Origin of the sequence: Shewanella hafniensis (genome assembly GCF_019655335.1) — a bacterium.
Lineage (GTDB): Bacteria > Pseudomonadota > Gammaproteobacteria > Enterobacterales > Shewanellaceae > Shewanella > Shewanella hafniensis.
The window spans coordinates 22,629-35,761 of record NZ_BPFD01000004.1 but is presented as its reverse complement, the minus strand read 5'-3'; the positions used below and the strand labels follow the sequence as shown (position 1 = coordinate 35,761).

Annotated in this window: 9 protein-coding genes and 1 pseudogene; 8 read left to right on the top strand and 2 right to left on the bottom strand. The window is 48.0% G+C overall.

The genetic code is table 11. From position 1 onward, the window contains the following. Window positions 1-89 precede the first annotated feature (89 nt). Window positions 90-1,088 carry a LysR family transcriptional regulator gene (locus K5Q99_RS02300; RefSeq protein WP_220775915.1) on the top strand — a complete coding sequence of 333 codons (999 nt, stop codon included), beginning with the start codon at window positions 90-92 and terminating at the stop codon, window positions 1,086-1,088. A gap of 182 nt (window positions 1,089-1,270) precedes the next feature. On the opposite strand, the gene K5Q99_RS02295 is transcribed toward K5Q99_RS02300, so the two are convergent. Next, the gene (locus K5Q99_RS02295; RefSeq protein WP_220775914.1) at window positions 1,271-2,896 is read right to left on the bottom strand and encodes a methyl-accepting chemotaxis protein; all 1,626 of its coding nucleotides are present in this window, start codon (window positions 2,894-2,896) and stop codon (window positions 1,271-1,273) included. 686 nt (window positions 2,897-3,582) lie between these two features. After that, window positions 3,583-4,878 (bottom strand): cell division protein ZapE, encoded by a 1,296-nt coding sequence (gene zapE, locus K5Q99_RS02290; RefSeq protein ID WP_220775913.1) that lies wholly within the window; start codon window positions 4,876-4,878, stop codon window positions 3,583-3,585. A 282-nt stretch (window positions 4,879-5,160) separates the two neighbouring features. Between zapE and K5Q99_RS02285 the strand changes: the two genes are divergently transcribed. The 7 genes and pseudogenes from K5Q99_RS02285 to K5Q99_RS02255 all read left to right on the top strand — a co-directional run bounded on the left by K5Q99_RS02285 (window position 5,161) and on the right by K5Q99_RS02255 (window position 13,112). Continuing rightward, entirely contained in the window at window positions 5,161-5,964 is an 804-nt protein-coding gene (locus K5Q99_RS02285) for a bactofilin family protein (protein WP_012586906.1), read from the top strand. A gap of 592 nt (window positions 5,965-6,556) precedes the next feature. Further along, window positions 6,557-7,837 carry an OprO/OprP family phosphate-selective porin gene (locus tag K5Q99_RS02280; RefSeq protein WP_220775912.1) on the top strand — a complete coding sequence of 427 codons (1,281 nt, stop codon included), beginning with the start codon at window positions 6,557-6,559 and terminating at the stop codon, window positions 7,835-7,837. A 12-nt stretch (window positions 7,838-7,849) separates the two neighbouring features. Further along, on the top strand, window positions 7,850-8,803 hold the full coding sequence (locus K5Q99_RS02275; RefSeq protein WP_220775911.1) for a tripartite tricarboxylate transporter substrate binding protein: 954 nt from the start codon (window positions 7,850-7,852) through the stop codon (window positions 8,801-8,803). 10 nt (window positions 8,804-8,813) lie between these two features. Further along, window positions 8,814-9,280, top strand: a pseudogene (locus tag K5Q99_RS22855) (tripartite tricarboxylate transporter TctB family protein). A 2-nt stretch (window positions 9,281-9,282) separates the two neighbouring features. Beyond that, window positions 9,283-10,803 (top strand): tripartite tricarboxylate transporter permease, encoded by a 1,521-nt coding sequence (locus K5Q99_RS02265; RefSeq protein WP_011623841.1) that lies wholly within the window; start codon window positions 9,283-9,285, stop codon window positions 10,801-10,803. A gap of 15 nt (window positions 10,804-10,818) precedes the next feature. Next, on the top strand, window positions 10,819-12,432 hold the full coding sequence (locus K5Q99_RS02260; RefSeq protein WP_107402563.1) for an ATP-binding protein: 1,614 nt from the start codon (window positions 10,819-10,821) through the stop codon (window positions 12,430-12,432). Then, window positions 12,432-13,112, top strand: a complete 681-nt coding sequence (locus K5Q99_RS02255; protein WP_106649583.1) for a response regulator — start codon at window positions 12,432-12,434, stop codon at window positions 13,110-13,112. Before K5Q99_RS02260 ends, K5Q99_RS02255 begins: the two co-directional genes overlap by 1 nt. Window positions 13,113-13,133 lie beyond the last annotated feature (21 nt).

Here is a 13,133-nt window from a genome sequence, read left to right as displayed (position 1 = left end):
GTCGGGTGGTCCTGATGGCTGGTGATTTTGGACCTAATTGGTTATATTGAAAAATAAATTGTTTAACACTTAGGTATAGATAATTGTCTATGGATAAGCGTACGTCATCGACTCAACTTAAATTGCGGCACTTGAGTTTTCGGTTACTGCAGGTGTATGTACAAGTGGTGCGGTTAGGCAATATTTCCGCAGCGGCGAGGGCCTTGCATTTAACCCAACCCACAGTGTCATTACAGCTTAAAAAGCTGGCCGATGTGTTGGGTGAGCCGTTACTCGAGAGTCGTGATGGCCGTATGTTACCGACCTTGATTGGCAATGAACTCTACCGCGCCGCCTGCGATACCTTGAGTCGTTTTGAGGATTTCGATGCCTTTATGCAGCAGGCCAAAGGTGGCAGCGTTGGGCATATTAATATCGGTATCGTCACTACCGCTAAGTACGTACTCCCACGAATTCTAGGGGCCTTTTATCGGCAGTTTCCGCAGGTTAAAGTGACCTTAAATATAGGTAACCGTGCCCATGTATTAGGTCGATTTGAGCGCCAAGAAGATGATTTATATCTGTTTAGTCATCCACCTAGTGGCGATAATGTGCTATCTGCGCGGATCATTAAAAACCCGTTGCAGTTGATTGCGCCAAAGGATCATTGGGCGGTGGGCCGTGAACAAGTAAGTTTTAACGATCTCAAAAATGAGCGTTTTATCGTGCGCGAGCCAGGTTCAGCCACCCGCTTGATGTTCGAGTCTTGGTGCAGCGGTCAAGGCATCACGCTCGGTGACACTATGCAAATCGAGAGCAATGAGGCGATACGCCTAAGCGTCGCGTCTGGCTTAGGCTTGTCGGTGATTTCGGCGCATACGCTGCAAGAGGGCCGTGAAAAACCGGCTATTTTGCCGGTAACGGGTTTTCCGCTTGAAAGTAACTGGTATCTAGTTGGCCGCAAAGATCGCCGCTTGCCCTATGCTGCCATGCAGCTGGTGGACTTTATGGCGGCGCATTTGGCCGAGTGTATCGAGCCAGAATGGGTTGCTGCCGATATCAGTGAACTGGCTATGCACTTTAATCAGGCGCCGCAAACTCGGTCTTAACTGAGTGCATATTTTTGATACTGAATAATTTTATTAAGTTAGAGATGTGGTTATACATTGAGGGTAACGTCTTTTAGCACATCTTGTGCGTTACCCTCTGGTTCCATTCTAAAACGAGATTTGGCTTCAAATCGAAAAGCGAGGCTTTTTGCCTTAAATCGAGACGACTTTACCAGGCGACTTTACACCTTAAAGCGCGTCAGTAGGTTGTTCAGTTCAACCGCTAACCTGGATAGTTCATGCGCCGAGGCACTGGTCTGCTGCGCTCCCGCGGCGCTTTGGCTGGCGAGATCGCTAATGTTCACTATGTTTTTATCGACTTCACGGGCGACTTTCGCTTGTTCTTCTGCGGCGCTTGCGATGACCATATTGCTGTTGTTCATCGTACTGATTTGAGTGTTGATCGTGTTCAGTGCGTCCCCAGCGAGCCTTGCGACAGCGAGTGCTTGCTCTGCCTTTTGACCACTGTGCTGCATCGATAGCACAGCGGTTTCAGTGCCGTGCTGGATCTTGTTGATCATGTCTTCAATCTCGCGGGTCGACGACTGAGTGCGGTGGGCTAGCGCGCGCACTTCATCGGCAACGACCGCAAAACCACGGCCAGTATCGCCTGCTCGCGCCGCTTCAATAGCTGCGTTGAGGGCCAGTAAATTCGTTTGTTCTGCAATCGCGCGGATCACATCTAAAACTTTACCAATATCGATAGCTTGCATGGCTAAGGTTTGGACAATTTGTGAACTTTGCGTCACATCCTGATTCATGTCGATAATGGCTGCGACGGTTTGATCTACCTGTTTTTTGCCTAATTCGGTATTGCGGGCGGTTTCTTCTGAGGCCTCTGAAGCGAGGACTGCGGTATTAGCGACTTCATCCACCGCCGAACTCATCTCGGTAATTGCGGTTGCAGCCTGTTGTATTTCATCATTTTGTTGCTGTATACCGCGGGATGCATCTTCAGTTACTGAATTGAGTTCTTCGGCGGCGGAGGCGAGCTGGTTAGAGGAGTTTGCGATGTGGGATAGGGTATCGCGCAGGTTCTGTTGCATTTTTGCTAGTGCTTGCATCAGTTGACTGGTTTCATCTTCGCCATCGGCACTAATTTTCTGTGTTAAATCACCGCTTGCGACTGTCACTGAAATGTCTACCGCTTCTTTCATTGGCTGCACAATGCTACGGGTTAATAATGTGGCCACGACAAATGCGGCAATCAAGGAGGCTATTATCACTACGCTGTTGAGTAGCTTACTTTCTTCGTAAGCTTGTGCGGTGAGTTCGCCTTGTTTGCCTGCATATTCGGTATTTAAGTCGCCAATGCTGATAAGCGTTTTAGTTATTTTATCAGCTTGTAACGTCATCACTTCATCCATGATCCGTTTAGCTTCGGTCGTGTCATTGGCCTGCAGCTTACTGATCATTTGATCTTGATTCTGTAAATACAGCTCTAAATTATGACTAAAATCCTGATAGAGGGCTTGCTCACCAGGCAAACTAATTAAAGGCTCGTAGGCCTTTTGATCCGTTTCAATGTTCTCGCGAATTTGCCTTAAGGTTTCGAGCCCTTTGTCACGCTCAGCAGCTGAATCGGCGAGTAACAGACGAAATGTAAATACCCTAGCGCGCATCACGTTAAGATTGATGCTAGAAAGGGTGACGAGTGTAGGTAGGGTATTTTTTTCAATTTCTTCAGAGGAGGCGCGCATGGATGACATAGTTTGCAGCGACATGAGCCCCTGAAGTAACAAGACTAGACCGAGTAAGCCAAACGCAATAATGAGTCGTGAGCCAATCTTAATTTGTCGTAGCCACATAAATGAATCGTCCCTGTATTTAAATGAGTTCCGTCTAAGGTCGTTCTTACTGCTTTTAAACTAATGCTTTTAAACTAATGCTTTCGAACTACTGCTGTCGAGCCATAAAGTTCGAGTAAATAAAGTCGAACTTATGCTTCCTAACTTTAAAACTAAGCGTTATTGCGCAGAGTCGGAACTATGAGTCTTTGGTTTAATACACTATAGATTATATTTTTAAAATTTCTTGTCGTAGAGTGTAAATTTAATTGATTAAAACCTATAGGGCGTAAATTAGCATAATTGAAACTAAGTTATACCGTACCTTAAATATCGAGGTTAGCAAACCGTATTGCTGAATTGAGTGGAGTAATGCCTCTGGTTTTATTAAGGTTAGTAGTCTAAATAAAGGAGTGAGCTGTGATTAGTTTTTTGATTCTAAATGGTTAAAGTGAAGTTTTGTGCTGATTTGATAAGGTTTTAGATTTGCAATCTAGGTCTTTAGACTCATGTGTCATGTCAGTTGTTTTAAAGGTGTTATTCAAGCTTTTACTATTCTTATTGTATAAGTGACTTCGTAATCCACTGTTCCTTTGGACGTTTTTATTTTTTTGCTAATGATTGTTCAATAATAGTTTGAGCAAAATTTTGGTACTTATTTCTTGTCTCTTTCCTTGTCTCTGCAAAGCGATAAACAATCAATTTTTTTACGCTAATTCATGTCGGCTCATTTCTATTAATCGGCTGTAGGTGCGGCGGAATTCAAAACTAAGTGCGCCACCTTGGTAGAGTTCGCTCAGTGGCACGTCGCAGCTGAGATAAAGGCTGACATTTTGATCGTACAACTCATCAATTAAGCTGATAAAACGTCGCGCGGGGTCATCGTTGGCGGCGTAGGAGAGTTTGCGCTCGCCCGTAGTTGCGGCTTGGTTTTCTCCTGTGCCGTCCTCCGTGCCGCGGGCACGGATCCAGCCTTTCACTTCGCCGCCTAATTTGGGAACGCCGCTCACCATTAAGATCTTAAATCGACTGGCGATTTCGATGTAATCGAGTTGGGATCTCGGGCCGTCACACAGGGCATAAAAGTCGAACCAAGCAACAGCGTTGTCTGTGGGCTCTAAAGCTGCGCGGATCACTGGGATTTCACGGTTACAGATGGTGAGGCTAGCATTGCTCATTTTGCTATCACTAATGTGAGAACCGCTAATGCCAATAGCACTCATACTGAGCGCATTTGGCGTTAACCCATTCACTAGCTTGTCAAAAATCTGCTCAAAATCGAGTGTTCCGGTAATGCCGATATTGCGGGAAATCGATGCGTTAACTTCAGCGCTATCAATGCCAATCTCGTTGTTTAATACAGCATTGATGGCGTGCATCCTGTGGTCTTGGTTGCCATCGAGATGCAGCATTTGCGTGTGCGCTTGCAGCAGTTGGATACAAGGTAAAAATCTGTGTCTGGCTAAGCCGTTTTCATATAAGCGCTCAATAGGAATATTAGAGGTCGCGACCAGCACCACACCTTGTTCGAATAGGCACTCAAATAGCCCTGCGAGTATCATGGCATCGCCAATGTCTGAGACAAAAAACTCATCGAAACACAGCACCTTGCACTCTTTCGCGAGATTTTTAGCAATCAGGGTTAGTGGATCGCGTTTACCCGAATGCTCACGCAGTGCATTGTGTATCCGTGCCATAAAGCGGTGGAAATGCAGTCTTAACTTGCCATCACTTGGCAAACAATCGAAAAACAAATCCATCAGAAAGGTTTTACCCCGACCGACATCACCCCACAGATACAAGCCTTTGATGGATTGTGAATGGGACAGGCGAGCTGAATAGGCTTGTGGCATCAACTGTTTAAATAACATATCGAGCGCCAACACCGCCTGTTGCTGCGCCGGATCGTCAACTAGATTTTCGCTCACTTTGGCGCGATACACTTCCAGTGGCGTCATCATTGGCGTTATCGATTGCGAGCTAGCGGAGTTTGAATGAGCCATGTCGGGGTCTCGTTGGCGGTTGTTTTAGGTGTTTATTGCAGTCAGTGTGTGCTTTAGCTTTGATTAAGTGCGATATCAGTACTCGCCTTTTGAGGCTTCATGCTACTCATGCTTAGGTACTCGGGAGCCATATTGCAAGATGCTCAGGGTAGCATAGTCGCTGGCGTGACTTAAATCCCGCTCTGAGGCTTAGGTCAAATACTAAACGAAACCAGTGCTTTATTCTCGGGGACTTTTACCTTAACATCTTTATCACAAAAATAATGATATGGAATGAATCCTATGGCTAGCAAAGGCAATGGCATTACTTTTATCAGTGCACAAACCTCGATTGAGGGTGACATCCAGTTAGAGAGCACGGCATTAATTGCGGGTAAATTGCAGGGCAAGATTGGCTCAGCGGGACAAATTAAGATCGAACTTGGCGGCGAGATCTCCGGTGAAGTCAGCTGTGATGAGTTGCGGGTGTGCGGCGTATTTAGTGGTCGAGTCTGTTGTAATAAGTTGATTATTACCAGTTCTGGAGTGGTTGACGGTGAAGTTGCTAGCCATCAGATGGAGATTTACGAAGGCGGCCAGTTTATTGGTCAGCGCATTAAAGGCCCTGAGCTTGATGCCTTGCCTGACATGCTAAAAGCGATCGCCCCAGCGGCTCAACGCTCGGATGCGCACCTATATGCCAGTGAGAGCGGTTCATTAAGAGGCGATAATCGGGCGATTCGCCCTTGGTTGTATGTTGCTGCTGCAACTGTCGTCATCGCCTTGGGCTTTAGTTTTGGACCCGAGCCATTGCGTGAGTGGTTACCGAATGTGAGTGATAGTCCGCTCAATACTGAAGTGTCTCCCGTGGCACAGGGGCTAGATGCTGAAAAGGCTGCCAATCCATTACTGACTGAACAAACGACTGCACCAGATACCGCGAATGCCGACAATACGGCGGCGTTATCCGCAGATCCCGATCCGCTGGCTTTATCGCAGGATTCGGCGATGGAAGATTTACAGCAGATGGAACAAGGCCATGCACAGATGGCGCAGGGTGATAATGGCACCGCGCCCGCCAGCGAGAATGCAGGCAATAAGCTCTGATTGCTAAGCGAAAGCTCGAATCTATTAGCTTGAATCAATTGGCTCGAATAAATAAGTACTCGCATCCTTGGGTCGAGCATTTGGTGTTTTTTGTTCGACTATTCTTATTTGCTCATCGTTGCTAATGCTTATCACCGAAATCCAGCTCAATCCTACTCAATATCTCTTCAAGTATTGGTCCAAGTTCCTTATGAAGCGCTTAACGGCGCTTTGCTTTTATGGATGGCTTCTATGCTTAATTTAACGTTCTAAGGGTAAATCCGTCCTATTTTTATGCTATTTCACTCATCTGTTAACATTCAGCGCCAGCTAATATTCCTGTCATATTTTCATTGAGTTATCTCTCATTCTTACCCGTTTTGTGCACTTCAAGCCGTTTCCCTTGAGTTAAGTTCATTTTGTTCATGAACTTTATGATTTTTAGTCACCTTAAGTCCCTTAATGAAGATTAAGTGCGTTAAATATCTTTAACGAAATGTTAACGATACATTTCATCCTCTGGGCGAGGAAGTAGTCCGTCACAGACCTGACACAATTCTAATAACACAGGCATTCCCAAAGGGAATGGCAGACTGCAATACAGGAGGCATTGATGCCTAGATTGACCTTACTTGCCGCGGCAACCGCTGTGGCTTTTACTGGTTTTGCGTATGCGCAAGACTTAACGCCACAAGAGCTTCAAGCACAACTCACCCAATTGACTCAAGAAGTTAACCAGCTAAAACAACAGCAGGCAGCGAATGCCACTGCGACTTCATCTAAGCCTAGCGCGCCAGCTTTTGAGATAGGGGGTCGCATTCAACTCGATTACAACCTCTTCAATGGTGCCTATAACGCCGAACATAACGGCAGTGGCGCGCAGGATATTTTCCCCCGCCGAGTCCGTACCTTTGTTGAAGGCGAATTACAGGATTGGGATTACAAGCTACTGCTTGAATTTGCTGAAAATACCGCTGAAATCGTCATGGCTCGGATGCGTTACTCGGGTTTTGAGAATGGCCCTAAACTGCAATTTGGTAAGTTGCGTGAGGATATCAGTCTCGATGCGCTCACCAGCAGTAATCACATTGCGCTGATTGAACGTTCTAGCCTTGCCGATACTATGTCGCCGTACTTCCGCTGGGGTGTTTCTGCCTATCAATATTTCCCCAGCACAGGTTTACGTTACGCCTTGGGTGTTTATAAAAACGATGCCTTTGGTAGTGATGGTAAAGATGAAACCGATGATTTGAACTATGCCCTGAGCTCGCGAGTGACTTGGTCACAGGTCAAAGAACCGGGCCAAGTGCTGCATGCTGGCTTGTGGTACTCAGCGCGTCAAATGGGCGGCGATGACTTGTCAGCCAGCTTTGCTCGCGGCGAACTGCGCGAGACTAATACTCGCCTGATTAACTATGTCGCCGGTGGTGAAACCGCAGCGATTGATCATCTAAATCAAGCGGGTTTAGAGCTGGCATTTCAACATAATGCCTTGTTGTTGCAGGGCGAATACGCCCAGCGCAGTTTAAACACCCAAGATCCTCAGTCAGTGCTCGATGGTGAGCGTTATCAGGCGTATTACCTGCAGGCGAGTTATTTCTTAACGGGCGAACAGCGCAGCTATTCCAAGGGCAGCGCGGTGTTTTCTCAGCCTAAGGGCGTAACCGATGCATGGGAATTGGCGGCACGTTTTTCTAGCGTGGATGCGAGCTCCGACTTCCAAGGTACTAAAGCTCAGACCTATACCTTAGGCGTGTCTTACTACTTCAATCCAAAAATCAAAGTGATGGCTAACTACATCCATTCTACTGTCGATGGCGCAGGCACGATTGCCTTAGTCGGCAATGAAGATGTGGGCGATGCCTTTGCTGCCCGTTTGCAATACGTGTTTTAGGAGCAATGAATCATGTTGAAAATGAAATCTTTAGTCATGAGTGCGCTGTTACTCGGTGCCTCTGGCATGGCGAGTGCTGATATCCACTTTATCATTCCTGGCGGTCCAGGCGGTGGTTGGGATACCACAGCGCGCGGCGTCGGTGAAGCTTTAGTGAAGTCGAAAATCGATGGTAATGCCTCTTTTGAGAACCTCTCGGGTGGCGGTGGCGGTCGTGCGATTGCCTCTATGATCAAATCGAAAAACAAACAGGGCGATATTTTACTGGTTAACTCGACTCCGATTGTGCTCCGTGCACTTTCAGGACAAATCCCGTTTAGTTATCGTGATTTAACGCCGGTTGCAGGCATAGTCGCCGATTACGGTGCCTTTGTGGTACGTAACGATTCACCGTTGAAAACCTGGGACGATGTGTTGGCGGCCTTTAAGGCGGATCCACAAAGATTCAATATCGCTGGCGGCTCGGCGCGCGGCAGTATGGATCACTTAGTTGCGGCGCAAGCGATTGTGGCGGCGGGCTTAGATGGCGGTCGTTTACGTTATGTTCCCTACGATGCGGGTGGTCAAGCTAAGGCTGGCTTACTCTCGGGCGAAGTCGATTTATTGTCGACGGGATTCAGTGAAGCGTTAGAAATTGCAGGCAGTGGTCAAGGGCGGATCCTTGCTATGACGGCACCTGAAATCGTTGCCGAGCATCCAGAGGTTCCGACGATTAAATCTCTCGGTTATGACATGACGTTTACTAACTGGCGCGGCTTTTTTGCGGCACCCGATACGCCTAAAGCCAAAGTTGATGAGTATGTGGCCAAGTTTGCGGCGCTGATTAAGACGCCAGAATGGGAACAAGTGCGTGCCCGTAATGGTTGGATCAATTTGTTTGAACCCCAAGCCGAATTCATTAAGTCATTGGAAGCACAGGAGCAACAGCTTAAAGCCACTATGTTGCAACTGGGCTTTATTAAGTAAGGAGTGACAGATGTTGAATCGTGATCTGATTGGTTCCTTGCTATTTGTCGCCGTGTTTACCGGATATGGCGTGCTGGCATGGCAAATTCCCTTATTGCCGTTTGAAGAATTTGAAGTCGTGACATCTTCCACTATGCCGAAGATTTATGCTGCCATGGGATTGATGTTTAGTCTGTTTTCTCTGGTTGCCGTCTTGCTGAAAGGAAACACGGTTCAACAGCGGGGGCGCTGCTGACAAAAGCCGCCTTACAACAAACCGCGGCGCTGATTGTGCTGATGGTCTTGTATGCCGCCGGACTCGAACCGTTGGGGTTTGTTGTCGCTACCTTATTGTTTTTGGTCGCTGGATTTTGGTTGATGGGAGAGCGCCGCTTTAAGATTTTGCTGCTCGCCTCTGTGCCCGTGGTGTTGGTGTTCTGGGTGTTGATGACGCAAGTCTTAGGTATTTACTTGGCCTCAGGTTCTCTTTGGAGTTAACTATGTTCGATGCAATGTTTATTGGTCTATCGACCGCGTTTGAATTGCAAAACCTCATGTATGTGGTCTTAGGCTGCTTGGTCGGCACAGTGATCGGTATGCTGCCGGGATTAGGGCCGATCACAGCGATCGCCTTGATGATCCCTGTGACTTACAGCATTGGCCCCAGCTCAGGCATGATCTTAATGGCGGGCGTGTACTACGGCGCTATTTTTGGTGGGTCGACTTCATCAATTCTGATCAACGCCCCGGGCGTGGCAGGAACGGTTGCGACGTCATTCGATGGTTATCCGATGGCGCAAAAAGGCATGGCAGGTAAGGCATTAGCGATTGCGGCCTATGCTTCGTTTACCGGCGGCACTATCGGCGCCATTATGTTGATGGTCGCGGCGCCATTATTAGCGCAAGTATCACTGAGCTTTCAATCGGGCGATTATGTGGTCTTGATGTTCCTCGGTTTGACGGCCATTGCGGCGTTTTCGAATCGTGGCGACTTCCTCAAGGCCATGATGATGACTCACTTAGGTTTGTTACTCTCGTCAGTGGGGATCGATCCTTTCTCGGGGATGGAACGCTTCACCTTCGGTCAGCCTGATTTACTCGATGGCATCAGTTTTCTGTTAATCGCCATGGCGACTTTTGCCCTCTCGGAAGCCTTAATGAATGTGATTAAGCCGCCTAAGTCGACCGAAAACATCAACTTTTCGGCGCAGCCGATTGGCAGCACTCGCTTAACCAAAGAGGAAGTGAAAGAGATAGCGCCTGTGATTGGTCGCTCGTCGATTTTCGGTTTTTTGATTGGGGTATTACCGGGCGCAGGCGCAACGATTGCCAGCTTTATGGCCTACGGCACTGAGCGTAATTTATCCCGCGGCGCGAAACGCGATGAGTTTGGTAAGGGCTCGATTCGCGGTGTTGCGGCGCCTGAGTCGGCTAACAATGCGGCCTGTACTGGCTCATTTGTCCCGTTATTGACCTTAGGTATTCCGGGGTCGGGTACCACGGCCATCATGCTCGGTGCATTGATCGCTTATGGTATTCAACCTGGCCCTATGTTGATGCAAGAGCGTCCAGACGTGTTTTGGTCTGTGATTATCTCTATGTATTTTGGCAATATTATTCTGCTGGTGCTGAATTTACCGCTAATCCCTTATTTTGCCAAAGTGCTGGCTTTACCTAAGTCGATTCTGACTGTGATGATTTTGTTCTTCAGTTTGATTGGGGTGTATTTAGTCTCGTTTAACACCTTTGATCTGTTCTTGATGATAGGTTTTGCGATTGTCGCTGTGGTGCTACGTTTGCTGGCATTTCCGATGGCGCCGCTGCTACTGGGCTTCATCCTCGGTGATATGATTGAGCGTAACTTCCGCCGTGCTATGATCGCCTCCGATGGTTCTTTGAGCTTCCTGTGGGAACGCCCGCTGACACTGACTATCTTGATTGTGGCAATTGCGATGCTGGCTGTGCCATTGATCGGTTTTATTCGTAGTCATCGTAGTGATAAATTGGCGAAAGCCTCTTAATGTAAAGGTACGCTAATGAGACGCCCTAAGCGCTTAGAAACGTGGTTAATCAGTGGGGTGACTTGCCTGAGTTTGTTGCTGTGCGCCTTATTTGGCGGCATCAGCTATCAAATTTTGAGTCGCAGTATTACTGAGCAATCGGGCGCTAAGGCATTAGGGCTGGCCCATGCGGTCGCGACACGGACCGATGTGATTACGGCTTTGCAGACTGGGCATTCGAGTCCCCAATTACTGGCCGCGATAGAAGGAATACGTCTAGCGTCTAAGGCCGATTTTATCGTGGTGGGCGATACCCATAAATACCGTATCGTGCACCCAGATTCAGATAAAATTGGCAAGAAGATGGAGGGCGGTGATAGCCAAGCGGCATTAGAAGGGGAGTCTTATATCTCCGAGGCGCAGGGCAGTTTAGGTCGTTCTATTCGCGGTAAAGTGCCAGTGCTTGACGAGCAAGGCGAAATTATCGGCTTGGTTTCTGTGGGCTTTTTGAGCCAGTCCGTGGGCGCGTTAATCGATAAGCGTATTCCTGAAATCATCATGACAGTCCTAGGGGTGTTATTGATGGGCGTGCTGGTGGCTTTTTGGATGGGGCGGCAAGTACGGGAAATGTTGTTCGGCTTGCAACCTGCTGAAATTGGGCGTTTATTCGTCGAGCAGGACGCGATTCTTAACACAGTGCGAATGGGCGTGGTGGCATTGGATGCCGATGGCCGTATCCGCAAGTTGAATCAAAGGGCGCGGGAGATTTTAGCTTTATCTCCGACCTGCCAACCTAATACTTTGATGCTGAGTGATTTATTGCCGCAGCACGCCGATTTTCTACTGACGAATCAAAATAAAACCATCAGGGGATTCGAGTTATTTGCCAATGAGCAATGGCTGGTGATGTCGCGGGTGCCGTTTCAGGTGCGGGATCAAAATGATGGCTTGCTGCTGACGATGCGCCCCGCCGATGAAATTGAGCGCTTGAGCCAGCAACTCGCCAAAGTGCAAGAGTTTGCCGAAATGCTCAGAGTTCAAACCCATGATTACTCGAATAAACTCCATACCCTAGGCGCATTATTACAGCTCAAAGCCTACGACAAAGCGGTCGAATTTATCGGCCAAGAAAGCCAAGGTTGGCAGGCTCAAATCCATTTATTACTGTCGCAAATCCATGAGCCGACGATAGCCGGATTACTCTTGGGTAAGTATCACAAGGCGAAAGAGCTCAATATTGAGTTTCAAATCAGCCCAGATAGTCAACTCAGTGATGTGCAAGACGCCATTATGCTAGAGCGGATGGTGTCGATTATGGGCAACCTTATCGATAATGCCATTGAGGCCGTGCACAGGGCGAACAATCATAAGCCCCGCCGCGTGGTCGTGACCTTAGATGAAACCGCCTCTAACCTGATTTTTGATGTGGAAGACAGCGGCGATGGGATTTCTAAAACCGAGTACAGCACGATATTCGATCCAGATTACAGCTCTAAGCAGGGGGCGCAGCACGGAGTGGGCATGTATATCGTCAATACTTATCTGTGTGCCTGCCATGGCAGTTTAGAGTTCGCCGACTCAGATTTAGGTGGCGCGCGTTTTTCTGTGTATATTCCCACTAAACCTTTACCTGAAGTCGGTACCGTTTAATGCATACAGTGATCATCGTTGAGGATGAAGTCGAAGTTGCCCATTTGGTCGCGCAATATTTGTTCTCGACTAATCGTTACAAAGTGATTGGCATGGCCAGCGATATCAATACTGCGCGGTCTTTATTAGGCGCAATCACGCCGGACCTCTTACTGTTAGACGTGTATTTACCCGACGGTAATGGTTTGAATTTGCTGGCAGAATTACGCAGCCAAGGGATCAGTAGCGAAGTGGTATTGCTCACTGCGGCCAAGGAAGTGCAGATTTTAGAAAAGGCCATGCAGCTCGGCGTGTTCGATTTTCTGGTAAAACCTGTACTCTTGAGCCGATTAGACCAAGCTTTGAGTCGATTCGAGAGTCGCCAGCTCAAACTTTCTGCCACCGAAGAGCTGACTCAATCCGTGGTCGATGCCTTTATGGAAGTGCCGACAGGAGCGACTAAGGCCGCAACCCGTTTGCCAAAGGGGGTCGATCAATTGACCCTACAGAAAATCCGCGAAGTGTTTGATGCTAAGCCGCAGGATAAACTCACGGCGCAGATGGTGGGTGAAAAGTTAGGTGTTAGCCGTTCTACCGCGCGGCGTTATTTAGAATTTTTGTTGGAATGCAATGAGCTGGCGGCGGATCAGAGTTATGGTTCCATCGGCCGTCCCGAACGTTGCTACCACAGAGTGCGCTAGTCTATTTGTTCAGCTTTTACT

Coding starts and splice junctions, on each gene's coding strand:
- K5Q99_RS02300 (WP_220775915.1), top strand. CDS start 90: ATGGATAAGCGTACGTCATCGACTCAACTTAAATTGCGGCACTTGAGT.
- K5Q99_RS02295 (WP_220775914.1), bottom strand. CDS start 2,896: ATGTGGCTACGACAAATTAAGATTGGCTCACGACTCATTATTGCGTTT.
- zapE (WP_220775913.1), bottom strand. CDS start 4,878: ATGGCTCATTCAAACTCCGCTAGCTCGCAATCGATAACGCCAATGATG.
- K5Q99_RS02285 (WP_012586906.1), top strand. CDS start 5,161: ATGGCTAGCAAAGGCAATGGCATTACTTTTATCAGTGCACAAACCTCG.
- K5Q99_RS02280 (WP_220775912.1), top strand. CDS start 6,557: ATGCCTAGATTGACCTTACTTGCCGCGGCAACCGCTGTGGCTTTTACT.
- K5Q99_RS02275 (WP_220775911.1), top strand. CDS start 7,850: ATGTTGAAAATGAAATCTTTAGTCATGAGTGCGCTGTTACTCGGTGCC.
- K5Q99_RS02265 (WP_011623841.1), top strand. CDS start 9,283: ATGTTCGATGCAATGTTTATTGGTCTATCGACCGCGTTTGAATTGCAA.
- K5Q99_RS02260 (WP_107402563.1), top strand. CDS start 10,819: ATGAGACGCCCTAAGCGCTTAGAAACGTGGTTAATCAGTGGGGTGACT.
- K5Q99_RS02255 (WP_106649583.1), top strand. CDS start 12,432: ATGCATACAGTGATCATCGTTGAGGATGAAGTCGAAGTTGCCCATTTG.